Source organism: Aristophania sp. ESL1142, from assembly GCF_058107345.1.
The window spans coordinates 1-25,402 of record NZ_JBYLUH010000002.1 but is presented as its reverse complement, the minus strand read 5'-3'; the positions used below and the strand labels follow the sequence as shown (position 1 = coordinate 25,402).

Here is a 25,402-nt window from a genome sequence, read left to right as displayed (position 1 = left end):
CTTTCTTTGTATTTTAGTGATCGTTTCCATTGCCTTCATCATCGGTGTTTTGAGTAACGATCATCATCCGCATTGGTAAATTATAAAATGTCACTTGTTCAAAAACTGATTGAAGAGCGTCGCTGGCGGATCTTGTCTTTTCTGGCGGATGTTCCTGCCCGTAGCCTGAATGAAGATGTGCTGCTGCTCTGCTTCCGTGAGATCGGCTTCCCGATTGATATTACGGAACTCAGGCATGATCTGGACTATCTGGAACGGCTGGGATGCCTGCGTCTGACGCAATATCGGCTTGAACAGGCCAGGCATTTGCTGGTGGCGCAACTCACCGCTGAGGGGCTGAAAACATGGCATTGTGAGCGTGCGGTCCCCGGTGTTGCTGGCAGAAGGCCGCTTTGAGATGTCGCGCCCGTCTTCTGTCTCCCGTCTGCCTTTGCCTGTCCGCGAAAAAATCGGCCAGCTTCGAGATGCCGGTCACACGATTGATGAAATTCTTGAGGCTTTGTCTCACGTAGGTGACGGCGTTGAGGTGAGTCGCTCTGCCTTGGGCAGGCATATCAAACAACGGGATAGACTAGGCGTAGAGCTGCGGAGATCGCGGGAAATAGCTGAGTCCCTCGTCACACAATTAGGCAATCAGACACCGGGGCGACAACAGGCGCTTCTGATTGAATTATTCCATAGCGCTATGTTGGACCTCTTCCTTAATGCAGAGGATGGAACGGTCAATAAAGATGGTCTTTCTGCCCTGAAAGGAAACCCGAAAGGTTTGGCGGCATTAGCAGACGCCGTTCATTCCCTGGCACGGGCGAACCGACTGGATGTGGATGTCCGGGCTGATCTGGAAGAGAAAGCCCGGTTAAAAGCGGAACATGATGCGAAAAACGCCGTAGTTACGGCTGCGAAAAAACAGGGACTTTCTCCCGAAACAGTTGAGCAGATCATGGCGGGAGCTTTTGGGGTCAAATCATGAGCTGCGCTGTTTTCCTGCCCTATCAGACAGAGTTGATGGAATCAGTCAGAAACCACCAGGTCACGGTTATTGAAAAGTCCCGTCGCACAGGGATTAGCTGGGCGGCTTCTTTCATAGCGGATTTGACGGCTGCTGCCTCCAAGGAAGCTTGCGGGATGGATGTTTTCTATCTGGGCTATAACCTCGAAATGGCGCGGGAGTTTATTGATTACTGTGCGGACCATGCCAAGCTCATGCAGCATGTCTCAATGCAGGTGCATGAAAGCTTCTGGAAAGACCCAGATAAGGAAGAAGCAAACGTCAAGGTCTTTCGGGTGGATTTTGGGAGTGGTCATAAGGTACTGGCATTGCCTTCCAGACCACGAGCACTGCGCGGGATGCAGGGACTGGCTATTATTGATGAGGCTGCCTTCCACGACAATCTCGATGAACTACTAAAGGCAGCGATGGCCTTGTTGATGTGGGGTGGCAAGGTTCTGATTATCAGCACTCATAATGGCGACCAGAACCCCTTTAACACTTTAGTTAATGATGTGCGTTCAGGCCGCAAACCCTATCATCTGCTTAGGCTTACCCTCGATGATGCTCTTGAAGACGGGCTTTACCGCAAGATTTGTGAACAGACGGGCCAAAAATGGAGTGCTGAAGATCAGTCGAGGTGGCGAGCAGAATTAATTGCCAATTATGGTGCTGCCTCTGATGAAGAGCTTTTCTGTATTCCCTCTTCAGGAAGTGGGGCTTATCTGCCCCTTGCCCTGATTGAGGCACGCTCTGACGCCAATGTGCCTGTCATCCGTTGGGGATGTGCTGACGGGTTTGTCCTGCTGTCAGAAGCGTTGAGAACGCAAGAAACAGACGATTTTATTCAGTCTGAACTGACCGGCATATTGGAGCGACTGGATCATAAGACCCCTCATATGTTCGGGGTGGATTTTGGCCGTTCGGGAGATTTAACCGTCATATGGGTGCTGGCTCTGGAAAGCGACATGACCCGCCGCACCGCTTTGGTGATTGAGCTGCGGAACGTCCCTTTTGAGCAGCAGAAGCAGATCCTGCATCACGTTCTTGACCATCTGCCACGGCTTCGTGCCGGGGCGCTGGATGGACGTGGGAATGGCCAGTATCTGGCGGAAGTGACCATGCAGAAATATGGCACCCACATTGAGGCCGTCATGCTGTCTGAAAGCTGGTATCGCGACCATATGCCTGCGCTGAAAGCCGGGTTTGAAGACGGGTTGGTGACCCTCCCGCAAGACAGGGAAATCACGGATGATCTGCGCGCCCTCACATTAGTGCGTGGTGTAGCGCGTATCCCTGAAAAACGAACGACTGGTGCTACGGGCAAGCGCCATGGTGATGCAGCGATTGCGTTGGCCTTGGCTTATGCGGCCAGCCGGTCAGAGGTGGTGGAATATGGCTATGTTCCTGTGCCTCTCCCCTGGGCTGATCGGGGTAACGCAACCCATGGCGTGCTCACCGCCCAAGAGGAAGAAGAACGTGACCGGCTGGGGAGTGTCAATGAATTTGGCGTTATTGGAAAGGTGATGTTGTGAAAGAAGTTTTGTCACTCGTGGTTCTTGCTTTGGTCTCATTAGTGGGGTTGGTCTGGCTGTCCTGGCGTGCCAGCAAAACAGGCGCTGCGGAAAAAAATACCGATACAGCGCAGCAAACAACCGCACTTGTACAACAAGCGGCGCAGGCCGCCACCAATAGCTGCACTACAGATGACGCACTGGAGGAGGCTCTGAAAAATGGCTCTTTCTAAAATAGCGACTGTTCTGCTTCTGGGACTGGTTCTGACAGGCTGTGCCAGCCCTGAAATCGTGGGGATTTGCCCGGCCTATGTGGATTACAGCAAGGATGATCAAAAAGCCTTGCTGGCGGAGTTGCAGGCTGGGAAAGAGGCCGCTGTGCCGCAAACCCAGACGTATCGCTTCATCAAGGATTACGGAAAGCAGCGGGCAGCCCTCAAAGTGATCTGTCAGGGGAAATAACGATGAAACTCCTTGATCAATTCGGGAATGCCCTGCCAGCTTCTGCACAGCGTGAGACAATGGGAGCCTCTGTTCTTGGCTCTCGTCCTGCACTCTCGGACCCGATTGCGACGCTCGGTCTCAATCCTGCTGATGTGGGGGCGCTTCTTCATGCGGCAGCACATGGGAATTCCAGCGATTGGCAGACGCTTTGTGAATTGATTGAGGAACGTGACCTTCATTATCTGGGGGTTATTGGCACGCGTAAACGCTCTGTAGCGCAGCTCCCTGTCACAGTCGAAGCGGCAGGCAGCTCGCCGGCCCAGAAGAAACACGCAGAGTTTGTGCAGAACTGGCTTGATAGCGGCCTCTTTCAGCGGGCGGCGTTTGATATATTGGACGCCATTGCCAAAGGGTTTTCAGTCCATGAAATGGTCTGGCATTGCGAGGCTGGGAATTATTACCCGGAACGTCTGATTTACCGCCCCCAGCGCTGGTTTGAGATTTCCTATCAGGATGGGGAAACGATCTGGCTTCGAGATGATGCGGCCTCTGCCACACCTGAAATCGCTGGAGCTATGGCGGAGAGCGGAATGCGGGCATTAGAGCCTGCCAAGGCGTTGGTTCATAAGCACCCTTCCTGGTCTGGCCTGACCATCCGGGCGGGGCTGACCCGTTCAATCGTGTTTAATACGCTGTTCAAACTCTTTTCAAACCGTGATTGGGGCGTGTTTGTGCAGTCTTTTGGCATTCCCATCCGGGTTGGGAAATTTGACCAGGCGAGCACGCAGGAGGACCGTAACACGTTATGGCGTGCTGTTTCTGACGTGGCGGGGTCGCTTGGCTGTCTCATTCCCAAATCCATGGAGCTTGACTTTGTTGAGCCTAAAAGTGGCGCAGGGTCTAATGACACCCATGAGCGCCGTATTAAGTGGCTGGATGAACAGACCTCCAAGGCCGTTCTAGGCCAGACTGGCACGACGGATGCCCGGCAAGGAACGCATGCCGCTGCCGCGGTGCACCGCCTGGTGCAGGAGGATATTGAGCGTTCAGATGCCTCACTCCTGGCCTTTACAGTTAATAGCCAGATTGTCCACCGGATGATTGATTACAGTTTTGGCCCGCCATCTGACGGGAAATATCCCACGATTGCCATCGGGCGGCCCGATGAAGCCCCAGTGGAGGTTCTGATTGATGCCGTGCAAAAATTGGGTCCGCAAGGGTTTAAGGTGAAGGCCAGCGAGCTATGGACGCGCCTTAATCTTGAAGCTCCCCTTGAGAGGGATGAAACGGTTGGCGTGCAGGTGCAGCCTCAAAACCCCGTGCCGGCCTCTGCTCTGCCTGCTCGGGAGGAGCCTGCTAAACTGATTGCCTCCCATATTCCCACACCAACCGACAGAAACAAGCCTGTGCAGCAGACACTGCACGCCGTCCCTGTTCAGATAGAGCCACCGGTTAATACCCCGTCTATTATTGCAGCCCTGACCGACAATATAGCCCATGAGGCGACGTCTGGTCTGGAGCGTATGACGGCGGAAATCAGGCATGAAATTGGACAGGCGAGCTCTCTGGAGGATTTAAGCAGTCGCCTGGATAAACTGAATTTGTCTGATGATGAGTTTGCGGAGGCTATGGAACGTGGTTTGCTCTTGAGTGAACTGGCTGGAGAGGCCGCCATGCTTGAGACTTTTAAACATGCCTGACGATGTCGTCCTCTCTCATGTAAAACTGGCCCCTAGTGAGGCAATTAGCTATTTCCGGCAGAAACTCAACGTGCCGACCCAGAAATGGGGCGAGCTGGAAGCAGCGGCTCATGCCAGGGCATTTGCCGTGGCGGGAGCAACCTCGAAGGCGCTTTTGAATGATTTCAAGGCAGCTGTTGGTCGTGCTCTTAGTGAGGGTCGGACGCTTCAAGACTTTCGCAAGGATTTTGACCGCATCGTCAAAAAACATGGCTGGGCGCATAATGGTAGCGCGGGGTGGCGGGCAAAGATCATTTATGACACCAATTTAACCTCTGCTTATGCCGCGGGTCGTTACCGGCAGATGACGACCCCTACAGCGCGGGAGCTGTATCCTTATTGGCGTTATGTCCATCATGCCTGTCAGCACCCACGCCCACAACATGAGGCATGGGACGGGATTGTGCTACGTAATGATGACCCGTGGTGGTCAACGCATTACCCGCCGAATGGATGGCGCTGTCATTGCACGGTGGAGCCTGTCTCCGAGGGACGTTTGCAACGTGAGGAACTACAGATTTCCGAGGCTCCTCCCCTGGCTGAAAAAGAGTGGCGTAACCCGGCTACCGGAAAGATTGAAATGGTTCCTCACGGGATTGATCCAGGGTTCCAGAGCAATCAGGGTGCTGAATGGTTAAAGGCTGAAAAAGAGCGGACCGCTGGCGCCATGAAGCCTCTGACGCATGTTGAAGGCAGACCGGTTTCTGAACTGCCTATTCAAGAGCGTCAGGCTGTACAGAAAGAGCAGATCAAGAAATTTATTGAGATGTCTCCTCCATCTGGTGAAGTGGAGGCTGGGACCATGCCCGAGCTGTTACAGAAGCAACTTGGCAGCCAAACAAGGCAGGTTCTTTTATCGGGTGAAACCTTGATGAAGAACCAGATGCATCATCCTGAATTATCTCAAAAGGATTATGCTTCCTTGCCTTCACTGATTGCGGAACCTGATTATGTCCTGCAAGAAAATCAGCCTGAACGTCTGACCTTTATTGCTGGAGAAGGCATTGCTTACAGGGTTTCGGTTAAACGAACACAAGACGGTCAGAAAAATTATATTCTTTCCGTCATCTTCATGGATGGCAAGAAGGTCGAACGCCTGCTTAAGAAGCAGAAAATTCTTTACAAAAGGAACAATTCTAAAGAGAAATGAGCAGCGCATGAGTGGGGCCTGCCGATAACCCCACAATAGCGCGATCCCCGTTTCCGGGTTGCCCAGGCCGGCAGAATATCACCTGATCACCATACGCTGCTTGAAATTATGATAGGACACATTATGGCGTTAATCAAGATTAATGGTGATGCGACTTCCATAACGGGCGCTCTGAAGAGACTGGAAAATCTGGGGCGACAGCCACAAAACTTTCTGGCTGATATAGGGCAGGAAATGCTCACCCAGACCAGCCGCCGCATTGAACAAGGGGTTACACCTTCCGGGAATCCCTTTGCTCCCCTTAACCCACTATACGCGACCGAGAAGACAACGGGCATTTTAATCAAAAGCCATGCCCTTCAGAATAGATTGGTAACGACACTTAGTGGAAATACATTAATCTGGGGGTCTAATCAGGTTTATGCAGCCGTGCATCAGTTTGGAGCGATTATTAAGCCTAAGAAAGCTTCTGCTTTAAAATTCAAGATGGGTGGAATGTACTTCCAAAAACAGTCCGTCACAATCCCCGCACGGCCTTATCTTGGGTTTAATGAGGATGACAAGGCGGCGGTTATGGATACGTTGGATGTGTTTTTCAGGACTTGTCTGAAGGGGTAGCAGGAGACGCTGATTGAGCCAGTTGCCGCAGGACGATCCTGAGTTCATCCGGGTTACCGTCCTTAAGGATGGCGGTCAGAAGCTCGGCAGTGTAAGCGGGGTCTTTACGAAAGAGTTCGGCCATGGCTGTGTCGTGGGGTCTGTCTTTCATGGTTTAACCTCTGGCTTGTTTATCCGATATGTCTGGGTAGGTAACAAGAAGAAAGTCCCCTTGTTACCCTGATTTATTACTGGGGTTTATTATTGGGCGTTCTGTTCGTTTGTATCAGATACGGTTTGATCAACCGTATTTTTGATGGCCCTGAGAATAGTATTGAGGCCATAGACGGCTTCATTCCCCAGTTCCAGATTATTATGATCAGCGACACCTTCAAGCAAAAAAGCGATGACACCGGATACTTCGATGAGGGAGAAATCAAGCATGGTTTGATCCTTTCTCATTCAGGTCAAAAAGGCTTCTGCTTTCTGGCAGGAGGTTCATTTCTTTTAGCGGGTTGATGCCCCAGTGTTTTTCAACCCCCATCCCGGCGCGCTCAGCGGCCTGTCTTGGTGTGCAGCCACAGATCAGGGCAACCTGCATCATCTGCCGGAACGCACTGCTCATATTGCGAAAGCGTGGCATGTCTGATGCAGTGGATGTGACGGTAACTTCGTCCTTATTCTGCATCATGGCATCAAAGGCACGGATGACCGTCAGGTTGAAAGCCGGGCTGATCCACATGGCATAAGCATAAACCAGCTCACGCACGGCGTAAGTGCCTTGGCAAACGCCACCCTTCACGACATTCACAGGAGCGATCCTCAGATCTGAGGATCGGATCAATTCGTCGATAAGCATTCTTGCCGTCGTAAGTCGTGAGAAATTTGACGGCTGTTTTGATCTATCGCTATCAGAGACACGATGAATATCATTGAGGCAAAAACGCCCTTCTTTATCTCGTCTTATCCCTGTTCCTCTAAGGATAAGAACGCTATAACTATTATTAGCCATATCGAAAGTCCTTTTTTCGTTTTGGTTAGGCCCATGAAGAAAGTTCCAGTTTCTTCGTGGGCTGTTAGATTATGATTTTGGGGAGCTAGTTTCGTCAGCTCTTCTTTTCTCATCCAAAATCATCAAAAGCTTGGCATTTGCAGAACAAAAACTTTTTTGTGCTTCTTGTTGCAACCATTCTTTCAAGTCTTTTGGAATACGGATGTGCATTTGTTCGTCTTTTTTGTTCATGCGTCTCCTTACCTGTTTGGTATAATTTGTGTATATAATGCGCCGCAAGTAAGATCAATCAGAAAGTGTAAAAAATTTTGTCCAAGACTCTTTGGTTACATTCGTTTTCATCTTGTCTTATAACTTTATGACACAAAACGAGTGTGCTAGAGTGTAAGCTATCTTTAGGCATGAAATTACTGCTTTCATGTTTAGGGTTAAGCACAAAGAGAGACGGCAATCTTTCTTTGTGCTGTCGGTTTACGGACTGGTGTAAAAAATTTTGTCCAAGGACATTCATAATATGCCCTCTCAATCCTCGTCAAGAATAAATGATAACATAAAAAAGGGAAGAGGCCGGCCTGCTACAGGTACCAATCCCCTTATTGGCGCAAGGTTAGATAGCTTTTTGCTTGAGAAGTTGGACAAATGGGCAGAAATTAATAAGATCAATAGGGCTGAAGCGATCAGACAACTTATTCAGAGAGGCTTGGAATATGAGGGGAATTTGTCCCAGTTTCCCACAAAAGAGTGATTTCATTGAAAGGTGAGTCCAGATTGGGACTCACCTTTCTGGTTTCTATCATACTATTTTGGGCAGCTTATTATGCCTGGTCATTATACTGCTGAGTGCATGTTTCATTTTCAAACGGTTTTCAAACGGTTTCGAACGGGGTAGCGTGCGTTTTTAGGCGTGATATGATGCGTGACAGCGTTGAGGGGATTAAACGCGCTGTGCGGGCAAATATGATGGTCTTTTAAATGGGCTATAAGGGGGGGAGATTTTCCCCCTGCTTCGGTGGGGTATTCCCCCGCATTCTGTCTCGCATGAGCGAGATGACTTCAATTCCCCTACCTGAACAGACTGACGGTGTACCTGAATGGGTGCATGTGCTGCCATCAGGGGCATTCCCGGCGGTGGGTGGGTCCAGGACGCTACGGGCTGACAATCTTTCTTCCATTATTAACGCCTCTCTTCGGGGTGGCAAGATCGTGCTGGATGAAAATCACAGCACGGACCTTGCCGCACCAAAAGGGAAATCGGCCCCGGCCATGGGGTGGATTGTTGAAATGCAAACCCGGCCTGACGGGATTTGGGGGCGGGTTGAATGGACACGGCGTGGCAAGGCTGCGATGGCAGACCGGGCCTATAGGGCCATTTCTCCCGTCCTGAAAAGCACTGGGGGTGTTGTGACGCAGATCCTGCGGGCAGCGCTGACCAATAATCCTGATCTTTCGCTCACAACCCTTCATTCACAACAGACACAGGAGGATGCGTTGACGTATCCACTTTCTGCGCTGCGTTCACGCCTTGGCCTGTCGGCTGATGCTGATGAAACGGCGATTAATACAGCGCTCGATGCAGCGAAAGGCCACGTTACCCTTCATGCCCAGCTGGCTCATCTTGCAGGGCTGGATCAGACGGCGACTGATGAGACCCTTCTTGCGACACTGAAAAAACAGCAGGAACAGGTCACACTTCATTCCGCTGCTGAGCAAACGCTTCAAGCACAGATCAATGAGCTGAAAGCCAATAACGCCAGAATGGCTGGTGAGCGCTTTATTGAGGAAGCCGGACGGAAAAAGCTCATAAGTGATGAGCTGAAAGCCCAGCTTGTGACACTTCATGCCAACAATCCTGCGCTGGCGCAAAATATTGTTGCCAGCCTGCCAGATGCTCCTGCCGCTGGTGTAACGACGTTGCATGGTGCTGTGGTTGGCCATGCCCCCTCTGGAATTGAGAACAAATCCATGAAGGTTGTTGATAACGCGCTTGGCCTAACAGAGGCCGATCTGAAAGCAGGAGGGTTGATCTAATGCTGAAAGCTGATCGCATCCTTTCTGAAAAGATCGTGCCTCATGCGCCTGAATTTGGTCACTCTGTGGCTGAGGGGTTCCGGGTTTATCGCGGATCACTCGTTGCGGTGTGTGAGGATGGGACGATTGTCCCCGCTGGTTCGACCAATACGCCGTCACCGCTCGTGTCCATTGTGGGCATTGCCCGCTCTGCTCAGGTGGGGGCATCCGTTCCTGTCTGGGTGAAAAAGGGCTGTTACGCCTTGCCTTTTGATAGCGTGCCTGGGTGGGTAGCAGTCGGGCAGGATGTTTACGCGCTCGATGATGAGACCGTTACCCTTGGTAATGGCGCGGCTCCCTCTGATGACCCGCAGATTCATAACCCTGCAACGCGGCTGAAGGTGGGCATTCTTGCTGGTCTTGAGTCCGGCGTTCCCTACGTGCTGATTTCCTGAGAGGTTTATCATGGACATTAATATTGGAACGATTAATGCGCTGACCGCGCGTGTTAATCTGGCGTTTGATAAATATATCCAGACGGTTGAGACGCATTATAAGCCCTTTACGCTGGATGTCCCTTCTTCCGCAGGGGAGGAAGTTTACCCCCGCCTGCTGGAACTGCCCGGCTTTCGGGAATGGTTCGGCCAGCGCATTGTGCACCGCATTGGTGAAGCGGGGCGCATGACCATCCGCAACAAGACCTTTGAGCAGACATTCTCGATCCGCCGTGAGGATATTGAGGATGATCAATTAGGATTTCTGACACCCATCACCCAGCAACTGGCTGCGGACGCAGGAAGTCTGCCGGATAAGTTGGTCTTTGAGCTTCTGGAAAATGGCCATAAGCAGAAGGGCATGGACGGGCAATATTTCTTTGATACCGACCATCAGGCTTATGACCAGAATGGCAAGGAGAGTGTTTTCTCTAACATTCAGCGTCCTAGCGGGAGTGTTGGGGCAGTGCCGGCCTGGTATCTGTTCAACACAAAACAGCCTTTAAAACCCCTGATTTTCCAGCGTCGCCGTCCCTTTACCGTTCAGGCGCGCACGCAGCTGACACAAGGAAATGTCTTTAATGGCAATGAGTTTGTGTGGGGGGCTGATGGGCGTTGTGCTGCTGGTTATGGGCTGCATAATTTTGCCTTCCGCTCCACGGCACCCTTAACGGCCGAGAATATTGGCGCAGCGATTGCGCAGATGCAGGCGCAGTTCAGGCGGGATGGCACGCCCTATAACACCCGGCCGGACATTCTGTACGTCCCGACCTCACTGGAAGGGCCTGCGCGGCAGCTGGTGGAAAAGGACTTCCTACCCACGCTAGCACCCGACAACAAGACGTACGTCACGGGGTCCAACCCCTGGGCTGGCACGGTCAAGCTCGTTGTGTGCCCTTACCTCAACACTTTGGCGGTGAATGACTGATGAGCAAGACTGACGAAAAAACTGAAATGAAGGCTGTCATGCTGACGCCGTCAGGAAAGCACCCCTTGCCCTCAGGCTCTGTTCTGGTGATGTGTGCGACCCCTGGCTTCAGGCGGGCAGGTATTACGCATGAGCGGGTCAAAATCTGGTCCCGCCGTGAACTGTCTGATGAGCAGATTGAGACAATGCGACGTGAACCTGAACTGACGCTGGTTGAGGTTGTGTAACAATGGCTTATGCGACGCTGGATGATCTGACTTCACGTTACGGCCGTGATGAAATTGCGGCCACGACGACTGATCTGGACGCGCCCCGTGGCACGCTGGATGAAGTGCGTGTGAAACAGGTTTTAAACGATGTTTCAGCCGTGATGGATAGCTATCTCCAGCGTCGTTACCAATTGCCTGTAAACCCGGTGACGCCGGTTCTGGTGCGTGTTTGCTGTCAACTGGCACGGTTTGATCTGGCGACGGGGGGTGACAACATTCCCTCTGAACAGATCAAAGCCGGCCAGCAGGCCGCCATGAGTTGCGTGATGTTGCTTCTGGAAAAGCCACGCTTGATGCCCAGGTCGTAAATGAAACAAGCCAGAGCTGGTCCCGTATCACTTCACGGCAAGCTGGAATGAGTGCGGGGGCGTTATGGTGAAAGACATAACCCCTAAAGGCTATCCTGAAGCGATTTTGAAGGGTGATGTTCTGGCCGAACTCTTTGAGGCCGTATGTGCTCGTTTGAGGGGATTATTGCCTGAAGCCTCATTCGCTCACACGATTTTACCGCCCCACCCGACACAGGGGACATGGCAGAAAATCATCAAGAACGGGGCCACGGTAGCGGTAGGTTTCGGTGGCTGGCGGGGGAATGACCGTGCGGGGGCATCATTTACCGGCACGGTTTCCTTTCCGGTCGGCATTTTACTGACGCAGGTGAAAAGTGAGGCCCTTTATCAGGGCACAGGTCAACTCCGTGGCATGGGCATTATGGGTGTGATGGCCGCGATTGCGGGCGGGATGCATAACTGGACGGTGCCGGGCATTGGCACGTGCTGTGTGCGTAATCTGAACATCCCGGAAACAGCGGAGTGGTTTAACGAACGCAGTGCGTTGATCGTCGCAGAACTGGTTTTTGACAATGTTGAGCTGGGCAATAGCGAAACACTCGCCCTGCTGGACGATTTCATCAAACAGACCAACCAGATTGAGACGTTAGCAGAACAGGAGAAAAAGAATGGATGAAACAATTCTGGTGAAAGCCGGAGAGAAACGGCGCGTGCTTACGCCACAGGGACAGGATGTGCCGGGTGAGCCGTTCAAGGTGAAAAAGAACGACCCCTATTGGGCGCGAGCGTTGCGGGCGGGTGATCTGGTGCTGGTCGATGAAAAAACACTCACGAAACCAGTAGCGACAAAACCTGTCACAGCGGCCCCGGCTCCTTCTAAAAAGGACGATAAATAATGACGGTTGATTTTCAGGAAATCCCGGGTGAATGGTCTGTTCCCGGCTCTTATACAGAGGTCAGTTATGTGCCGGCACCCGGCTCATTGGCGGGGATGCCGCTGCGCCCTGTCATTATTGGCCAGACTGGCAATAAAGCAGCTTCAGCGATTATACATGAATATATGACAACTGGGCAGGCAGAGCAGCTTTATGGAGCAGGCTCCATCCTTGCACAGACGGTCCGTGGCTTTATTAATGAAAAACCCACTTTAAGCGTAGATGTTATTGGCATTGCCCTGCCTGATGATGCCACAGCTGCAACCGGGGCCATCACCTTTGCAGGCACAGCAACTTCAGCCACAACGGCTGCGGTCGTTCTGGCTGGTGTGCGGGTCAGTTGGAGTGTGGCGGTTGGGGCGAGTTCTGGTGACATTGCCTCTGGGCTGGTCAAGGCTGCAGGAGCCAGTGCCGCGCTGCGTTTGACAGGGCTGTCCGTGGCTCTGGGCAATGACGATAAAAGCACGGTGACTATTACGGCTGGTGAAGGTGGCTCCCTAACCAACGACATTGATATTCGCTATTCCAGCGCGGTTAGTGACCAGATTGCCGGTGTGTCCGTTACCGTCAAGGCTATGGCGGGCGGCACGGGGGACATTGATATTGCCCCGGCTTTACTGGCTCTGGGTGAAACCTGGTATACAGACGTCATACTCTGCCAGACGGATGTCACGGCAATTTCTGCGGCTGTGGCTGAAGCAAAACGACGTAATGATGCCATGGTCGCCAAGGATATGCGCGTTTTTGTTGGTCTGCGTGCCACACAGGGCCAGGCTCTGGCTGTGCAACAGAATTTCATGACCTCTGAAGAGCTGATCATGCTGCCGCTCCAGAACCCCCGTTGCAGCTCCTGGCAGATTGCTGCGGCTTTGGGCGCACAGGTGGCACAGTCTCTGAATAATGACCCCGCCCGTCAGTTGCGGACCTTGCCGCTCAATACATTGAGTGATCTAGGACCGGAAACAGCGGACCAGTTTTCAGACACGCAGCGTTCGGTTCTGCTTCAGAATGGCTGTTCAACTGTTAAAGTCCAACGTGACGGCACAATGGCGCTTGAGCGTGTGGTGACTACCCGTACCTCTGACCCCAAAACGGGGCAATCTATGGGAGTGTGGGACGTTATGATTCCTTCCATTGGGGCGCGTGTCCGCTATGAGTGGAACACTTACGTAAATGAGACCTATGCCCGTTCAAAGCTCGCTGATGATGACAGTCCACTGGCTAATGCGGAAGGGGTGGTCACACCCAAAACCTTGAAGGCTTCATGGGTTGCCCAGTGCCTGCTTTATCAAAATCAGGGCTGGATTGATGATGTGGCGACGACTGGGGCACAGGCACAGTTTGAGCGCAATGGGGAAGACCGCTCACGTGTTGATTCCTCTCTTCCAATCAAGCCTATGGGCAGTCTGGTTGTCCTGGCGAACTCTCTGCAATTACAGGTGTAAAAATGGCACAAACGCTTGGCATTATCCGCTTTTTCTGGCGAGGCAAACAGTACGACACTGATAAAAGCTCTTCCATCAAACTCAGTGGCGTCAAGAATAATGACGTTCACGCCAATTTCCGCACGCTCCGTTCCTCTGAATATCAGGGCGGGCAGGTCAAGGTGAACGTCAATATGACGAGCGACATGTCGCTTAATGATTTTGACCCATCCCTTGGCGAAGGCGAACTTCAGCTCCAGACCGACCTTGGCACGACCATTGTGGTGTCTGACGCCTGGGTGCGTGAGCAGCCGGAATGGGCTGGTGGCGGCAAGCCAGCCACCGTGACCTTTACCTTCAATACGTATCAGGAGACTAAATAATGACCGAAGAGCATAAATCAGAAGAACTCCCCAAAGGGGCTGAGCTGTTGGAAGATGGTTCCATCCGTTACACATTGACCCGCCCTGTATCCCTTGAATTTCAGGGTGGCGACAGGAAAGAGCTTTCAGAGCTTGTTTTCCGTGAACTGACAGCTGGTGATCTGATTGATAGCAGCACGGGGGGTGTTAATGCCAAGACCTCTCTCGATATGTTGCAGCGCTGCACCGGCAATAAGGGGATTGTGGGGGAAAAGCTCCTTCGCGCCATGAGTGGACGTGATTATGTGCGCTGCCAGAAAATCATGTCCGGTTTTTTGGACGATGGGGAGATGACTGGCCCGTAAGGCTGGCCTCTCTCGCCAATACGCTGCGGTTTAACCGCAGCGACCTTCGGGCCTTGACGTTTCAGGAACTCAATTTCTGGACCGCTGCCCAGAACGACTATAGCGAGCGCCTCAAATCAGAGGTTGGATATTAACACGCTGGATTAACGGAGGCCTTTGTGGCTGGAGAACTGACGGCTCAATTTGAATTGCAGTTGCTCGACCAGATGAGCTCTCCCCTGCAAAAAATTCTCCAGCGTATTGAGGATTTAACCGCACGGCTTGAGGGAATTGCCGAAGCGACCACAGGCAGTGAGGCCGCGAACCGTTCCCTTACTGAAATGGAACGGACAACTGGGCACCTCACAGAAACCATGCAAAGTGCTGTGGGGGTTTCAGGGGAATTAAGTGAGGCCTTGGGAGCTACGGCAGGAGCTGGTGAAGCGGCCTCTGGGGGTCTCGGAGCGGCTATAGGGGAAATGGCGGTTCTAGATGAGCGGGCCAGTGCCTCTATTGGGGTATTAGGGCGGCTGAAATCGGCCCTGTCAGGGGTTGGTGAGTCTGGTCATGGGAGCCGGTTTGGCGGGGCTTTACACAGCTTTCATGAAAATTGGGAAAAAACGCAGTCCCGTGGGTTTGGCGCGCTCATGGGCGGGTTCGAGCTTTTGGAACCGGCTAAGGAGGCGGCGGAGTATGACAATACAATAAGGCACGTCGGGATTGGGCTGGAAATTCATGGGGCTGATCTCGATAAATATGTTGCGGCTGAGAAAATAAGAATCAATGAGCTGGCACGAAATACAGGCCAGAGCGGTGGGGAGCTTGCAGAAGCGTTAGGGTTTTTCTCACGTGAAGGATTTCGTGGACAGGAACTGGAAAGCTCTCTGGCTACAACGGCAAAGATTGCCACAGCCTATAATGCCAAGCCGGAAGCCGTGGCCAAGACGGCTTTTGCTCTCAAAGAGAATTTAGGCATTGACGACAAACACTTACAGGGTGCTTTGGCATCACTCGCGATTGACGGGAAAAATGCAGACCTGCCTTTTGAAAAAGTTGCACCACTCTTACCAGAATTGGCAGCGGCAGCAGGAAGTCTGGGTATCAAAGGGCGATCAGGTGTTGATGATCTGGCTGCGGCTATCGGGGTTATTAGAAAATCAACCGGTAATGATGGTGAGGCGTTCACCAGAGGTATGGCATTTTTGCAGACGGTAACGTCAAGGCATGGATTACAGCATTGGGGACGGGTGTTTAAAGGGGAAAATCTGTTTGATTTTGAGGACAAGGCCCGAAAAAATGGTATCGACCCAATGGTAGCCGTTATTAACAAAATCAAATTTGCTGTCGATCATGCCCGCAATAAAGAAATTGTTCTCTCGAACCTGTTTGGCAACCAATATGACACAGGGGCTATCCGGGCGATTTTGGATCACTGGCCACAATTCAGCAAAATTCGTAAAAAAGTGGCAGGGGCTGACCAACAGGTGATTGACCGTGATTATGCAGACGGGAAAAAGTCCGGTCTGATTTCCGTGCAAAAATTTGAGGAATCCCTGATGGAGTTGCTCAAACGCATCGGGGATGATTTTACGCCCATTCTCAATGGTCTGACGGTGGCTGTCAATTTTGTTAATGAATGTCTTGAGTGGATGGACAAGCATTGTCATGGTCTTACGGTTGTTTTGATTGGCCTTGTAGGTTTGGTCATTGCGGCGGTTACGGTGATCACGGGACTGGGGGCTGTCATCGGGCTGGCCAGTGTGGCTTTTGGGGCCATGGGCGTTATTTTGGGGCTGGTCTCATGGCCTGTGGTTCTGGTGATTGTGGGGTTGCTGGCATTAGTGGTGGTGCTGGTTCTGCTCTGGAAAAATTCTGACAAGGTTAAGCAATTTTTCCAGGATTTGGGGGACCAGATCAGTGCGTTTATTGACCGCCTGAAGCATATGTGGCCAAGAAACCTGCATGATTTTTTATCGGGACGTGATGATCACTCCCATTATGACCCTGTGAATACGCTGCAAACCCAAAAGGAAAAAGACCAACAAGTTCAGGGTTTTCAGTCATGGTATGCAGAGCAAATCAGGCATTTCAATAAAAGAAGGGCGCTGGGAAGTGTGAATGCCAAACTTCTCAAAACATATGATCATCAACATCCGAAACATCATTCTTCGGTGATCTCAAAGACAAAACATTATCATCATCACCATGTTTTGGCGCATCATGCTCAGCCTTCGGGACATAGGACAGAGCCAAAAGAACGCACTGTCAAAATCAGGATTGAAGCAGAGAAAGGGCTAAAGGTCTCGGCCCGTTCTGACCACTCCTCTATTCAGGTCGATCATGGGCCGATGATGGTGAGGCCCTGATGTCGCTTATCGATACACAGGGCCTTGGCGGGCTTGCAGGGTCTGAGCTTTCCCAGCTGGCTGGCGGTTTGGCGGGTGGACTCTTTGCCCGTTTTACGCAGCAAAGCACGCTCGCAGGTGTGTCCTTCTCCATTATTGACTCACGTGAACAAGCCGGGCGGCGTATTCACCGGGTTTTGTTCCCTAATCAGGACCCTGACAAGCAGCTCTTTCAGGATTTTGGTGCAATCGATACCCCACTTTCCATAAGTGGTGTGATTGTTGGGGATGATTATATTACCCGTTCCAAACGGATGCGCACGGCTTTGATGAAGACCGGCAAGGTGACGCTGGTGCATCCATGGTGGGGGAACCTCAAGGTCCGGCTGGTTTCTCCTGCGACGTTCGAGTTCCGTGAAAATGCCATCCGGTGCACGACCTTTCACGTTGAGCTGGTTCGTGACCCTGACCCGCCGGCGAAAAAGGGATTATTTGCCCAGATTAGTGACACCATCAATAATATTCTGGAAACAGCTGACCAATTAATGGACCAGGCCCAGAGCCTGATTTCTGATGTGTTGTCTGTCGCAACGTTGCCCCTTGCGCTAATTAATGGGGTGAGTTCTCTCGTCTCCCAATGTCAGGGCATTTTTGACTCTCTGACCGCTAGTGCACCAGAGCCTATTAAAAGTGCGGCTTCACCTGTTCTGGTGCAGGCTGCAAAGGGCGTGTCCCCCTCCCAGCCTGATTATGGCGGACAGGTTGTGGATGTCCTGGCCGGGCTGCCCGCGTCGGTAGCTGCGGCCATTACGGAACCGGATCAATCGGTGATTGCCAGCCCGTCTGTCACGCCTCAAGGGGAGCAGGTTACAGGGCAGACGGTAACGAAGCTCTTATTAAATGCAGCTCAGCAGATCAAACAGGCGGGTGCTGATCTCGCCTCCCAAAATACTGACCCGGGCACGATGCTGGCGCTCAGCGTGGCGGCGCAGGCTTTTGTGGTGAGTCAGCTTGTCTCTGGCTGGGCGGCGTCAGACTTTGTGAGCAATCAGGAGGCAGAGGATGCGCGGGACCAGATTGTGGCGGCCATTAATGATTTGGGTACGTCCATTGAGAACGCGGCTTCTTCCCAATCCTCACAGTCTTTAGGAGGACTTTATACTGGTGCTCAGGCCCTCAAGGCAGGACTGATTGCTGATGCCAATTCCCGCATTGGGAGCCTCCCTCAAGTGATGGAAGTTCCCGTTGCGGCGCGGTCTTCGCTCTGGTCGCTCTGCTATGCCATGGGGGGGGATGACCCCTCCTCCATGCAGACCATGTTTGATGATGCCGTCTCGCGCAATCGTATTCGCCATCCTGCCCTCACCCCTGCCGGTCTGCTTGAAATGCTGGAGATGAACCATGTCTCTTGAGAAGCTTGAGCGCAATGCGTTGCTTGTCATTGAAGGGCAGCTTTATGACCGCTGGACCAGCCTTGAAGTGGGGATGGACCTCGCCAATCTTGCGGGTATCTTCCGTGCAGAGCTGGCGTTATCCTTTCCTCCCCAACCCGGGGAGCGCCCTTCCATGGGGGCGGCGGTGGAGATCTATATCGCCAACTTTCCCGTGCTCAAGGGCTGGATTGAGGCGATCAATTCCCGTGGGGATGAACATTCTCTTTCCGTTACAATCTCGGGGCGTGATCTCGCTGGAGATATTGTTGACTGTACCGCCCAGCCTGAGGGGCCGGGGCGGATGGATAATGTCCGGCTGGAAACGGTCGTCGGGTCTCTGGCCAATCCTTACGGTCTCAGTGTCAAAAGAGTGGTTGATACGGGTGCTCCCTTTGAAGTTGTCGCCTTTGAGGCGGGGTCTTCCGTGCTGGATGCGATTGAGAAACAGAGCCGCCAGCGTGGCGTGCTGGTTACGTCTGACGGGCTGGGCAACATCCTTCTGACAAAGCCTGGCAACACACGCGCTGATGAGGATCTTATCTTCCCCAGTGGCAATGTGCTGCAATTTGAGGAGCGTCTGAGCCAGAATTACTCAGACCATATCGTCAAAGCACAAGGCACGTCTGTTCATAGGGGTAAGAAAAGCGCGTTTTCAGTGTTGGAAGCTGCCGGCGCTGCCCTTTTGACAAAGGGGCATATTGCGCATGAAAAGCAGGCGGCCTGCGCGTTTGGCTATTGTTATGATGAGAAGGTCGGGCGTTACCGGCCGAAGGTTTATGTGGCGGGAACGACGAGCCAGGGGCAGCAGCAGGTTTCTCATAGTGGGGCAGAACTGGCGTCGATCCTGCAAAAATCACAAATTTCGCCCCGTGCGGGTTGGAACAGGACAGACCCTCCCAAACAGGCGGCCACACCGTCACGTCAGGCCGGGCAGCCTTTTACTCTGGACGATCAGGCTGCCTGGCGTATGCGCACGACCCGTGCTCAGGGTTCTGCTCGGGTATATACCGTGCCCCGATTACTGACTAGTAAGAAAACCCTCTGGAAACCCAACCAGATCGTGAAGGTTAAAGACGATGTTTGTGGTGTGAATGGGGACATGCTGATTGGCGCGGTAACATGGATGATTTCAGGGGATCAGTGTGAGACACGGATTTCGGTCGTGCCGCCGGATGCCTATGATTTAACAGGCGGTGCTGACCATACTCCCACCAAAGGACAGATTACCCGCAAGCATGGCAAGACGTGGCGGCGTGATGAAGCGGATAAATCATGAATATCATTGATATTTATCATGCGATCCGCTCTCAAATTGCCCGTGCTGTTGTGGGCGCTGTTTATGATGACGGGCCTGAGCAGCTGGTGGATCTCAATGTTCATGCGGGGCAAGTCAGGACCAAAATCCCGGTTCATCAACCGTTCGGCTTTTCTTCTCACGTACCTATTGATGGGGCGGTTACCCATATTGTTAGCACGGGGGCTGACCCTGCTGATCTTGTGGCGTTACCGCCGTCCAATCCCGCGGCGGCACGCATGGGAAATTTAAAAGAAGGCGAAACGGTTCTTTATGATGCAGCGGGACAGAGGCTTATCTTCCGCAACGGTCTGATTGCCGAGGTTGATGTCGTCAGTTCCTTTGTTATACACGTGAAAGGGACAGAAATATTAAAGCTGGACCAGAGTGGTGTCACTATAACAGGTAATCTTACGGTCTCTGGTAATATTCATGCCGGTAAAGATGTGACCGCCAAAGTTTCTCTCAACAACCACACTCATAGTGGTGTGCAGGCTGGTGGGGCTAGCACAGCTAAACCTCAGTAACAGATTATATGGGGGGAGGTTTTCCCCCTGATGGTTTTAGGGTGGCAGTTTGTATCAGTAGGATATGAGCATTGGCACCCTTCATATTGGCCCCGACCATCATGGGCAGACTGATCTTGTCATTACCAGAACCGGTGAAGGACGCGGACAGATCAGTTTTGATCTCACGTTGGCTTCAGCGTTGATTATTGCGCTTGGTTCGCACCGTCGTGCAGACCCTGATGACGTCATTCCCTCTTTATTGACTGAGCCTGATGGCACGATGATCCCACTGGGCGGAAAGCGCGGTTGGGTTGGTGATATTTTGCAGGAGGAAGGGCAACGGCTTGGCTCCAAGCTCTGGCTGTTGGAGCGTGCCAAAAGAAGTGAGGCTACGCGCATTACGGCGGAAGATTACGCACAGGCAGCCGTGGACCCGATTGGGGCCTATCATGGGCAGGAGATGTCTGTTTCAGCAGGGTGGAAAGACCGCGCTTTAACTGTAACGGTTAAAAATGCCGGCACGTCTGTCACCCAGCGTGTGGAGACGTTATGAGCGCGCGCATTCCCACCCCTTCCGATATTGCTCAGCGTTATATGGCAAGCTTCGCTCAGGCAACATTCAGGGCGGATGATGGGAGTATGGTTACGCTTGACCCGACCGCACCCTCCACCTTTGAGCAGGTGCTGGTCTCAGCCATGGCACTCTCTGATTATGAGACTTACCTTTATATCCGGGATCGTTTTCTTGAGCTTTTACCGACAACGGCGACGGTGGGTTCAGACGGCCTTTTGCCACAGCATGGACAAATCTGGGGTGTGCCTCGTTTGGCCCCGCAATCAGCAGTGGGTAAGGTGATCATCAAGGCCGTGAGTGACGTGTCCCTGCCGCAAGGAAGTGTGCTGACCAAAGATGGTTCTGTGCAATGGGAATTAAGCCAGCCTGTTACACTTTCCCCGGGAGAGAGCAAAAGCGCTTCTGTATCCTGTCAAACCACAGGAACGACGGGGAACATTCCGGCCGATAATGTCCTTTCATTGGTTAGTCCTGTTGCTGGAATTGATACGATCACGGTGGATCAGGACGGTCTGGCTGGTGGTGCTGATATTGAAGGCGTTGAGGACTGGAGGGGACGCATTATTGATGCCATTCGCAACCCCTATAATGGCGGAGATGCTGAGGATTACCGCAAATGGGCGAGTAATGCCGGGGCTAAATTCGTCAATGTCGTGCCTTCTTATACGGGGCCTGGCACCGTTGGGGTGATTATCGGTTTTGCGGGGCCGCGTGTGCCGACGCAAGAAGAGATCGTGCGGGTGCAGGATTATATTGAAGCACGCAGGCCCATTGTGGGCCATGCGACCGTCTATCCTGTTGAGCTGGTGCATGAAACGCCCATTGTCAGGCTGGGGCTGGATAATCAGGTCAATCGTGACAAGGTTATGGCCGCGTTTCAGTCAGTCTATAACGGTGTCAGCATAGGTGGAACGCGCTATCTTGAAGCGTTACAGGCGGCTTTGTTTAATGCCGTTGGCGGGGTGTCCTCGGTGATCTCTCCCCTTCATGACACCGTCTATAATGTGAATCAGCTACCCGTTATGGACGGCATTACGTGGCAGGCGATAAAGAAATGACGTTTGTTTCTGCTCCACGTTCTGCTGATGAAATTGCCCATGAGTGGAGTGAGGGTCTCCTCCCGGCTGGCACTGCCCTGAACGGCTCTAATGTCAGGGTGCTTATGCGTGCGCTCGCAGGCCCGCGGGAAGAACTTGAGCGGGATGGCGCTGCAATTGTGCGGGAGATTTGCCCTGGTTCATCGGATCTTCCTTGATGATTATCGTACATTGCTGGGGCCTGATCCGCTGGGACGGGATCAGGGGGATCTGACTGAGCGTGAGTGGCGTTACATTCTGCAACAGAGATGGACGGCCCGAGGCAACCAGACCCCGGCTTTTTATATCGCTTTGGCCGAGAGTTACGGCGTCAGCATATCCATTACAGAGCCGGAAGCAGCGATTTGCGGGGCTGTTACGTGTGGTGATGGTTCTGAAGTGAGTGATGTCACGCTGCGTTTTATGTGGATTGTGGAACTGCCAAATGGCTCTCTGGAAGCCGTTTGCGGGCTGGCTGTGTCTGGCATGATGGACGCGGCGCAGGACGATAAGAGTGGTTTTGCAGAGCTGATGCGGGTTTTTCAACTTCTGAAACCGGCCCATAGCGAAGTTTATTTCAGACATGATGGAGTGTGGGTAAATGACTAACCCCAAATGGCCCCAATTTATGGGCGTGCCTAATATGACGGTGGATGATAAGGGGCGTCCTTCTGTCCTTGATCTTGTGCCTGGCAAGCAGGAAGGGACGCCGCTTAATCAGGCGCTCATCAACCCCATCATTCACACACTCTGTGATGTAAGTGATGCCCAAAGCGGGTATCTGCCCCTGAGTGGTGGCGATATTACAGGCAGCCTAACCATTCAGGGAAAGTCCGTTGCCACAAGCGAGGATATTGCCGCTGAGACCAGACGCGCCAAGAGTATTGAGGCGGGCCTTCTGCCTCTGAGCGGAGGCACTCTTTCGGGGAAGCTGTCTGTAGGCGGACAGTTCTCCCAAAATGGGGAAACGCTATCAAATCCCCTCGGCACACAAGTAGGGACCGGGCGGTTTTATATGCAGGCTGTTCAGCCTGATAATGTAAGCCACATCACCGGGCGCCTGCTTATCAATGATCTGGACGGAACTTATTATAAGGTTCTGGAAGCTACGACTGATGGCACCCTGAAAAATGTCCGTGGAAAGGCCCTGGCTACGGTGGATGATGTGCAGGCCGAAGCTACACGCGCCAGAAATGCTGAGGACGGGCTACTGCCTGTTTCCGGTGGGACACTTTCGGGGGCGTTACTGGTTGGAGGGGCATTTGCCCAGAAGGGAGAAACCCTGTCCCAGACACTCGGCGCCCAGGTGGGGAACGGCCAGTTTTACTTGCAGGCCATCCAGCCAGACGGGAGCAATCACATTACAGGCCGGCTGGTGATCAAGGATCTGGACGGGAATTTTTACCGCGTTCTGGAAGCTACAACGGATGGCACCCTGAAAAATGCCGGTGGCGAGACTTTGGCTACGACGAATGATGTGCAGGCCGAGGCTGCGCGTGCCAAAGCCGCTGAAGCCGGAAAGCTTGATCTGGCGGGTGGAACTGTCGGCGGAAGTGTAAAATTCAACAGTAAACTCAGTGCTTATTCTGGAGAAATCGTTCAGGAGGGCACATATTTAACGCTCAAACAGAGTAATGGCGATGGGAGTTCCGGCGAGGTTCGCCTTTATTCGAATGGCGTTTTACAAAATGGAAGTGGTAACCGTTATTCAGAAATTATTACCCAGGGGGTAGGAGATGGGCGTTTGGTGACACAGATATTTACATTTGTAACCCCTAATGGAGACCAAACAAATATTTGGGTCCCATTTCCCTATAGCTTTAAAGAAACCCCTATCCTGATTCAAACATCTGTCAATGTTGAATTTTACGATCAGGCCGCTCCAAATTGGAAGGGGCGTAATGTCATGATTGCCAACAAAACAGGCGTATCCAGTATGCAGCGTGACATAACGAAAGACGGTGTGATGATCTACGGAGTTTCTATTGATTCGGCGTCAACCTGGTCAAAAGTGGCCGGAGAATATGTATTAACCGTAACAGGGATTATGTAAAAATGGCAACGTATTATTATGCAATGATTGACGATCACAGGAATGTACAATCTGCTGCAAGCTATGAAGATTTTGTTTCAAATAATCCGTATTGGTTGCGCTTATCTGAAGATGATTACAACAAAGTTTATAATTACTTGTTTAAGGATAATGTGGGTGTCAATATTGATAAAGATTGTAAAATTACAACCTATATCAAACCTGGCTTGAGTTTGGGAGACAAAGCACAACATGCCGTCGATGAAATCAATGCTCAGGCGCCCATGATGGTGGCTATGGGAGAGACATTTGGCCCCAAAACTAAAGCCTATGTGCAAGCGTTGCAGGCCATCATTGGGGGCACGGACACAACAAGCACAGACCTGCCGGCAAAGCCGGATGCCCTGACGGAGTAATGTGAGCCCGTTAGAATTCCTGGACCTCGCAAAAGGGTGGGAAGCCGTCATAGGCGGGGTTGTGGGCATGTTTGCAGGGTGGTTCGGGCAATGGGCCAAAGTCCGCCTGAGCCATGAGCGTAATGTTATTGACGCAAGTGCCCTTGAGAATGAGCAGCTTCGTCTGGCGCTGGAGCGGGAACGTTTCCTGACTGATAAACTGACAGAATGTGGAGAGCATTACGCGGCTTTATGGAAGCGCTTTTACGAGCGTGAGGAGCGTATCAGGTGCTCTCATTCTGCTGCTCTTTACGACGGTCGCCGCGTTAATGAGCAGAATATGGAGGCGGCCCGGGCTGTTACTGAATGTGGAGATTTTGAGGCTGTTACGCCAGTAAAAAATGTTAATTCAAAATTATATGAGAAGGAGAACCATGCAAGCCGTTAAACCCTGCCATCCAGCAGCCCCATATGTAGGAGGGAAAAGGCTGTTGGCAAAAAGGATTATCAGTTGTCAAAAAGAAATTACACATAGTTGTTATGTAGAGCCATTCGTCGGGATGGGAGGCGTTTTTCTAAGACGTGATTTCGTGTCAAAATGCGAGGTCATTAACGATTATGACCGGGAAGTAATCACATTTTTCAGGGTTCTACAGAGACATTATGTGCCGTTGCTGGATATGTTGAGATATCGACTGACGAGCCGTAGTGAGTTTGAAAGACTCATGAAAACCGATCCTGACACACTGACTGATCTGGAACGTGCAGCCCGTTTTCTCTATCTGCAGCGCACGGTATTTGGCGGGAAAACAAGGGGCAGCTTTGGCGTTGTCAGAACCGCTCCAGCCCGGTTTGACATAACAAAACTGGTTCCTCTTCTTGAGGAGATTTATAAACGCTTATCCCGCGTGGTGATTGAGTGTCTGCCATGGCAGGAAGTGATAAAGCGTTACGACACTGCCTCGACACTATTTTACCTCGACCCGCCCTATTATGGGACCGAACACTATTACACGGCCAAGTTTACCAGGTCCGAATTTCAGGAAATGGCTGAGATATTACGAGGGATCAAAGGAAAGTTCTTGTTATCACTGAATGATTGTGAAGACGTAAAAAAGATTTTCTCTAATTGAGTCTATCCAAAAGCCGTTTTAAACAGGATTGAAACGCCGTTCAAATAGTATTTCAATCCTGTTTTTTCGTTTAAGAAATTTTGTCTAAAATATTAAAAAATTTTGCCGCGCTAC

General features: G+C 52.0%; 35 protein-coding genes. 31 read left to right on the top strand and 4 right to left on the bottom strand.

Annotation, left to right across the window (positions count from 1 at the left end; genetic code table 11):
- Window positions 1-87: 87 nt before the first annotated feature.
- The 8 genes from AC3B6P_RS07810 (at window position 88) to AC3B6P_RS07775 (ending at window position 6,453) form a co-directional block, all read left to right on the top strand.
- Window positions 88-396 carry a hypothetical protein gene (locus AC3B6P_RS07810; RefSeq protein WP_489805466.1) on the top strand — a complete coding sequence of 103 codons (309 nt, stop codon included), beginning with the start codon at window positions 88-90 and terminating at the stop codon, window positions 394-396.
- A gap of 1 nt (window position 397) precedes the next feature.
- On the top strand, window positions 398-970 hold the full coding sequence (locus AC3B6P_RS07805) for a phage protein Gp27 family protein (protein WP_489805467.1): 573 nt from the start codon (window positions 398-400) through the stop codon (window positions 968-970).
- Window positions 967-2,523: a terminase large subunit domain-containing protein gene (locus AC3B6P_RS07800; protein ID WP_489805468.1), complete on the top strand. Its 1,557-nt coding sequence runs from the start codon at window positions 967-969 to the stop codon at window positions 2,521-2,523. The genes AC3B6P_RS07805 and AC3B6P_RS07800 overlap by 4 nt, the downstream gene beginning before the upstream one ends.
- Window positions 2,520-2,735 carry a hypothetical protein gene (locus AC3B6P_RS07795; protein ID WP_489805469.1) on the top strand — a complete coding sequence of 72 codons (216 nt, stop codon included), beginning with the start codon at window positions 2,520-2,522 and terminating at the stop codon, window positions 2,733-2,735. The genes AC3B6P_RS07800 and AC3B6P_RS07795 overlap by 4 nt, the downstream gene beginning before the upstream one ends.
- Window positions 2,722-2,964, top strand: coding sequence for a hypothetical protein (locus tag AC3B6P_RS07790; protein WP_489805470.1), 243 nt, complete (start codon window positions 2,722-2,724; stop codon window positions 2,962-2,964). Before AC3B6P_RS07795 ends, AC3B6P_RS07790 begins: the two co-directional genes overlap by 14 nt.
- A 2-nt stretch (window positions 2,965-2,966) precedes the next feature.
- On the top strand, window positions 2,967-4,646 hold the full coding sequence (locus tag AC3B6P_RS07785) for a DUF935 domain-containing protein (protein ID WP_489805572.1): 1,680 nt from the start codon (window positions 2,967-2,969) through the stop codon (window positions 4,644-4,646).
- Entirely contained in the window at window positions 4,639-5,835 is a 1,197-nt protein-coding gene (locus AC3B6P_RS07780) for a phage head morphogenesis protein (protein WP_489805472.1), read from the top strand. The genes AC3B6P_RS07785 and AC3B6P_RS07780 overlap by 8 nt, the downstream gene beginning before the upstream one ends.
- A 123-nt stretch (window positions 5,836-5,958) precedes the next feature.
- Window positions 5,959-6,453 carry a phage virion morphogenesis protein gene (locus AC3B6P_RS07775; RefSeq protein WP_489805473.1) on the top strand — a complete coding sequence of 165 codons (495 nt, stop codon included), beginning with the start codon at window positions 5,959-5,961 and terminating at the stop codon, window positions 6,451-6,453.
- Here AC3B6P_RS07775 and AC3B6P_RS07770 read toward each other — a convergent pair.
- The 4 genes from AC3B6P_RS07770 to AC3B6P_RS07755 form a co-directional block, all read right to left on the bottom strand.
- Window positions 6,431-6,604, bottom strand: a complete 174-nt coding sequence (locus AC3B6P_RS07770; RefSeq protein ID WP_489805474.1) for a hypothetical protein — start codon at window positions 6,602-6,604, stop codon at window positions 6,431-6,433. The two genes, AC3B6P_RS07775 and AC3B6P_RS07770, sit on opposite strands and share 23 nt — an antisense overlap.
- An 89-nt stretch (window positions 6,605-6,693) precedes the next feature.
- Complete coding sequence (locus AC3B6P_RS07765) at window positions 6,694-6,876, bottom strand: hypothetical protein (RefSeq protein WP_489805475.1); 183 nt, start codon at window positions 6,874-6,876, stop codon at window positions 6,694-6,696.
- Complete coding sequence (locus AC3B6P_RS07760; protein WP_489805476.1) at window positions 6,869-7,444, bottom strand: KilA-N domain-containing protein; 576 nt, start codon at window positions 7,442-7,444, stop codon at window positions 6,869-6,871. Before AC3B6P_RS07760 ends, AC3B6P_RS07765 begins: the two co-directional genes overlap by 8 nt.
- Before the next feature lie 69 nt (window positions 7,445-7,513).
- Window positions 7,514-7,675: a hypothetical protein gene (locus tag AC3B6P_RS07755; RefSeq protein WP_489805477.1), complete on the bottom strand. Its 162-nt coding sequence runs from the start codon at window positions 7,673-7,675 to the stop codon at window positions 7,514-7,516.
- A gap of 283 nt (window positions 7,676-7,958) precedes the next feature.
- Between AC3B6P_RS07755 and AC3B6P_RS07750 the strand changes: the two genes are divergently transcribed.
- From AC3B6P_RS07750 to AC3B6P_RS07640, 23 genes are all read left to right on the top strand, one after another.
- Entirely contained in the window at window positions 7,959-8,189 is a 231-nt protein-coding gene (locus AC3B6P_RS07750) for a ribbon-helix-helix protein, CopG family (RefSeq protein WP_489805478.1), read from the top strand.
- Between the two features lie 293 nt (window positions 8,190-8,482).
- Entirely contained in the window at window positions 8,483-9,472 is a 990-nt protein-coding gene (locus AC3B6P_RS07745; RefSeq protein WP_489805479.1) for a phage protease, read from the top strand.
- Window positions 9,472-9,906: a hypothetical protein gene (locus AC3B6P_RS07740; protein ID WP_489805480.1), complete on the top strand. Its 435-nt coding sequence runs from the start codon at window positions 9,472-9,474 to the stop codon at window positions 9,904-9,906. Before AC3B6P_RS07745 ends, AC3B6P_RS07740 begins: the two co-directional genes overlap by 1 nt.
- Before the next feature lie 10 nt (window positions 9,907-9,916).
- Window positions 9,917-10,873 (top strand): Mu-like prophage major head subunit gpT family protein, encoded by a 957-nt coding sequence (locus AC3B6P_RS07735; protein ID WP_489805481.1) that lies wholly within the window; start codon window positions 9,917-9,919, stop codon window positions 10,871-10,873.
- Window positions 10,873-11,100, top strand: coding sequence for an HI1506-related protein (locus tag AC3B6P_RS07730; RefSeq protein ID WP_489805482.1), 228 nt, complete (start codon window positions 10,873-10,875; stop codon window positions 11,098-11,100). The genes AC3B6P_RS07735 and AC3B6P_RS07730 overlap by 1 nt, the downstream gene beginning before the upstream one ends.
- 2 nt (window positions 11,101-11,102) lie before the next feature.
- Window positions 11,103-11,450 carry a phage protein Gp36 family protein gene (locus tag AC3B6P_RS07725; RefSeq protein WP_489805571.1) on the top strand — a complete coding sequence of 116 codons (348 nt, stop codon included), beginning with the start codon at window positions 11,103-11,105 and terminating at the stop codon, window positions 11,448-11,450.
- Window positions 11,451-11,514: 64 nt separating this feature from the next.
- Window positions 11,515-12,108, top strand: a complete 594-nt coding sequence (locus AC3B6P_RS07720) for a hypothetical protein (RefSeq protein WP_489805484.1) — start codon at window positions 11,515-11,517, stop codon at window positions 12,106-12,108.
- A complete protein-coding gene (locus tag AC3B6P_RS07715) occupies window positions 12,101-12,328 on the top strand; it encodes a hypothetical protein (protein WP_489805570.1) in 228 nt (75 codons plus the stop codon). The genes AC3B6P_RS07720 and AC3B6P_RS07715 overlap by 8 nt, the downstream gene beginning before the upstream one ends.
- The gene (locus tag AC3B6P_RS07710) at window positions 12,328-13,812 is read left to right on the top strand and encodes a phage tail sheath subtilisin-like domain-containing protein (protein WP_489805569.1); all 1,485 of its coding nucleotides are present in this window, start codon (window positions 12,328-12,330) and stop codon (window positions 13,810-13,812) included. Before AC3B6P_RS07715 ends, AC3B6P_RS07710 begins: the two co-directional genes overlap by 1 nt.
- Before the next feature lie 2 nt (window positions 13,813-13,814).
- A complete protein-coding gene (locus tag AC3B6P_RS07705) occupies window positions 13,815-14,174 on the top strand; it encodes a phage tail tube protein (protein WP_489805487.1) in 360 nt (119 codons plus the stop codon).
- Complete coding sequence (locus tag AC3B6P_RS07700; RefSeq protein WP_489805488.1) at window positions 14,174-14,518, top strand: phage tail assembly protein; 345 nt, start codon at window positions 14,174-14,176, stop codon at window positions 14,516-14,518. Before AC3B6P_RS07705 ends, AC3B6P_RS07700 begins: the two co-directional genes overlap by 1 nt.
- A 158-nt stretch (window positions 14,519-14,676) precedes the next feature.
- Window positions 14,677-16,863 (top strand): phage tail tape measure protein, encoded by a 2,187-nt coding sequence (locus AC3B6P_RS07695; RefSeq protein ID WP_489805489.1) that lies wholly within the window; start codon window positions 14,677-14,679, stop codon window positions 16,861-16,863.
- On the top strand, window positions 16,863-18,254 hold the full coding sequence (locus AC3B6P_RS07690) for a DNA circularization N-terminal domain-containing protein (protein ID WP_489805568.1): 1,392 nt from the start codon (window positions 16,863-16,865) through the stop codon (window positions 18,252-18,254). The genes AC3B6P_RS07695 and AC3B6P_RS07690 overlap by 1 nt, the downstream gene beginning before the upstream one ends.
- Window positions 18,244-19,551, top strand: a complete 1,308-nt coding sequence (locus AC3B6P_RS07685) for a phage baseplate assembly protein (protein WP_489805567.1) — start codon at window positions 18,244-18,246, stop codon at window positions 19,549-19,551. The genes AC3B6P_RS07690 and AC3B6P_RS07685 overlap by 11 nt, the downstream gene beginning before the upstream one ends.
- Window positions 19,548-20,096, top strand: a complete 549-nt coding sequence (locus tag AC3B6P_RS07680) for a phage baseplate assembly protein domain-containing protein (RefSeq protein WP_489805566.1) — start codon at window positions 19,548-19,550, stop codon at window positions 20,094-20,096. Before AC3B6P_RS07685 ends, AC3B6P_RS07680 begins: the two co-directional genes overlap by 4 nt.
- Window positions 20,097-20,160: 64 nt before the next feature.
- Window positions 20,161-20,631, top strand: coding sequence for a phage GP46 family protein (locus AC3B6P_RS07675; protein ID WP_489805493.1), 471 nt, complete (start codon window positions 20,161-20,163; stop codon window positions 20,629-20,631).
- On the top strand, window positions 20,628-21,710 hold the full coding sequence (locus AC3B6P_RS07670; protein ID WP_489805494.1) for a baseplate J/gp47 family protein: 1,083 nt from the start codon (window positions 20,628-20,630) through the stop codon (window positions 21,708-21,710). Before AC3B6P_RS07675 ends, AC3B6P_RS07670 begins: the two co-directional genes overlap by 4 nt.
- Window positions 21,707-21,907 (top strand): hypothetical protein, encoded by a 201-nt coding sequence (locus AC3B6P_RS07665; RefSeq protein ID WP_489805565.1) that lies wholly within the window; start codon window positions 21,707-21,709, stop codon window positions 21,905-21,907. The genes AC3B6P_RS07670 and AC3B6P_RS07665 overlap by 4 nt, the downstream gene beginning before the upstream one ends.
- The gene (locus tag AC3B6P_RS07660; RefSeq protein WP_489805564.1) at window positions 21,855-22,337 is read left to right on the top strand and encodes a hypothetical protein; all 483 of its coding nucleotides are present in this window, start codon (window positions 21,855-21,857) and stop codon (window positions 22,335-22,337) included. The genes AC3B6P_RS07665 and AC3B6P_RS07660 overlap by 53 nt, the downstream gene beginning before the upstream one ends.
- Window positions 22,330-23,781, top strand: a complete 1,452-nt coding sequence (locus tag AC3B6P_RS07655) for a hypothetical protein (protein WP_489805496.1) — start codon at window positions 22,330-22,332, stop codon at window positions 23,779-23,781. The genes AC3B6P_RS07660 and AC3B6P_RS07655 overlap by 8 nt, the downstream gene beginning before the upstream one ends.
- Before the next feature lie 2 nt (window positions 23,782-23,783).
- Window positions 23,784-24,176: a hypothetical protein gene (locus AC3B6P_RS07650; protein ID WP_489805497.1), complete on the top strand. Its 393-nt coding sequence runs from the start codon at window positions 23,784-23,786 to the stop codon at window positions 24,174-24,176.
- Window position 24,177: 1 nt separating this feature from the next.
- Window positions 24,178-24,603: a hypothetical protein gene (locus AC3B6P_RS07645; RefSeq protein ID WP_489805498.1), complete on the top strand. Its 426-nt coding sequence runs from the start codon at window positions 24,178-24,180 to the stop codon at window positions 24,601-24,603.
- Window positions 24,590-25,288, top strand: coding sequence for a DNA adenine methylase (locus tag AC3B6P_RS07640; RefSeq protein ID WP_489805499.1), 699 nt, complete (start codon window positions 24,590-24,592; stop codon window positions 25,286-25,288). Before AC3B6P_RS07645 ends, AC3B6P_RS07640 begins: the two co-directional genes overlap by 14 nt.
- Window positions 25,289-25,402: the final 114 nt, after the last annotated feature.

Coding starts and splice junctions, on each gene's coding strand:
- AC3B6P_RS07810 (WP_489805466.1), top strand. CDS start 88: ATGTCACTTGTTCAAAAACTGATTGAAGAGCGTCGCTGGCGGATCTTG.
- AC3B6P_RS07805 (WP_489805467.1), top strand. CDS start 398: ATGTCGCGCCCGTCTTCTGTCTCCCGTCTGCCTTTGCCTGTCCGCGAA.
- AC3B6P_RS07800 (WP_489805468.1), top strand. CDS start 967: ATGAGCTGCGCTGTTTTCCTGCCCTATCAGACAGAGTTGATGGAATCA.
- AC3B6P_RS07790 (WP_489805470.1), top strand. CDS start 2,722: ATGGCTCTTTCTAAAATAGCGACTGTTCTGCTTCTGGGACTGGTTCTG.
- AC3B6P_RS07785 (WP_489805572.1), top strand. CDS start 2,967: ATGAAACTCCTTGATCAATTCGGGAATGCCCTGCCAGCTTCTGCACAG.
- AC3B6P_RS07780 (WP_489805472.1), top strand. CDS start 4,639: ATGCCTGACGATGTCGTCCTCTCTCATGTAAAACTGGCCCCTAGTGAG.
- AC3B6P_RS07775 (WP_489805473.1), top strand. CDS start 5,959: ATGGCGTTAATCAAGATTAATGGTGATGCGACTTCCATAACGGGCGCT.
- AC3B6P_RS07770 (WP_489805474.1), bottom strand. CDS start 6,604: ATGAAAGACAGACCCCACGACACAGCCATGGCCGAACTCTTTCGTAAA.
- AC3B6P_RS07765 (WP_489805475.1), bottom strand. CDS start 6,876: ATGCTTGATTTCTCCCTCATCGAAGTATCCGGTGTCATCGCTTTTTTG.
- AC3B6P_RS07760 (WP_489805476.1), bottom strand. CDS start 7,444: ATGGCTAATAATAGTTATAGCGTTCTTATCCTTAGAGGAACAGGGATA.
- AC3B6P_RS07755 (WP_489805477.1), bottom strand. CDS start 7,675: ATGAACAAAAAAGACGAACAAATGCACATCCGTATTCCAAAAGACTTG.
- AC3B6P_RS07750 (WP_489805478.1), top strand. CDS start 7,959: ATGCCCTCTCAATCCTCGTCAAGAATAAATGATAACATAAAAAAGGGA.
- AC3B6P_RS07745 (WP_489805479.1), top strand. CDS start 8,483: ATGAGCGAGATGACTTCAATTCCCCTACCTGAACAGACTGACGGTGTA.
- AC3B6P_RS07740 (WP_489805480.1), top strand. CDS start 9,472: ATGCTGAAAGCTGATCGCATCCTTTCTGAAAAGATCGTGCCTCATGCG.
- AC3B6P_RS07735 (WP_489805481.1), top strand. CDS start 9,917: ATGGACATTAATATTGGAACGATTAATGCGCTGACCGCGCGTGTTAAT.
- AC3B6P_RS07730 (WP_489805482.1), top strand. CDS start 10,873: ATGAGCAAGACTGACGAAAAAACTGAAATGAAGGCTGTCATGCTGACG.
- AC3B6P_RS07725 (WP_489805571.1), top strand. CDS start 11,103: ATGGCTTATGCGACGCTGGATGATCTGACTTCACGTTACGGCCGTGAT.
- AC3B6P_RS07720 (WP_489805484.1), top strand. CDS start 11,515: ATGGTGAAAGACATAACCCCTAAAGGCTATCCTGAAGCGATTTTGAAG.
- AC3B6P_RS07715 (WP_489805570.1), top strand. CDS start 12,101: ATGGATGAAACAATTCTGGTGAAAGCCGGAGAGAAACGGCGCGTGCTT.
- AC3B6P_RS07710 (WP_489805569.1), top strand. CDS start 12,328: ATGACGGTTGATTTTCAGGAAATCCCGGGTGAATGGTCTGTTCCCGGC.
- AC3B6P_RS07705 (WP_489805487.1), top strand. CDS start 13,815: ATGGCACAAACGCTTGGCATTATCCGCTTTTTCTGGCGAGGCAAACAG.
- AC3B6P_RS07700 (WP_489805488.1), top strand. CDS start 14,174: ATGACCGAAGAGCATAAATCAGAAGAACTCCCCAAAGGGGCTGAGCTG.
- AC3B6P_RS07690 (WP_489805568.1), top strand. CDS start 16,863: ATGTCGCTTATCGATACACAGGGCCTTGGCGGGCTTGCAGGGTCTGAG.
- AC3B6P_RS07685 (WP_489805567.1), top strand. CDS start 18,244: ATGTCTCTTGAGAAGCTTGAGCGCAATGCGTTGCTTGTCATTGAAGGG.
- AC3B6P_RS07680 (WP_489805566.1), top strand. CDS start 19,548: ATGAATATCATTGATATTTATCATGCGATCCGCTCTCAAATTGCCCGT.
- AC3B6P_RS07675 (WP_489805493.1), top strand. CDS start 20,161: ATGAGCATTGGCACCCTTCATATTGGCCCCGACCATCATGGGCAGACT.
- AC3B6P_RS07670 (WP_489805494.1), top strand. CDS start 20,628: ATGAGCGCGCGCATTCCCACCCCTTCCGATATTGCTCAGCGTTATATG.
- AC3B6P_RS07665 (WP_489805565.1), top strand. CDS start 21,707: ATGACGTTTGTTTCTGCTCCACGTTCTGCTGATGAAATTGCCCATGAG.
- AC3B6P_RS07660 (WP_489805564.1), top strand. CDS start 21,855: ATGGCGCTGCAATTGTGCGGGAGATTTGCCCTGGTTCATCGGATCTTC.
- AC3B6P_RS07655 (WP_489805496.1), top strand. CDS start 22,330: ATGACTAACCCCAAATGGCCCCAATTTATGGGCGTGCCTAATATGACG.
- AC3B6P_RS07650 (WP_489805497.1), top strand. CDS start 23,784: ATGGCAACGTATTATTATGCAATGATTGACGATCACAGGAATGTACAA.
- AC3B6P_RS07640 (WP_489805499.1), top strand. CDS start 24,590: ATGCAAGCCGTTAAACCCTGCCATCCAGCAGCCCCATATGTAGGAGGG.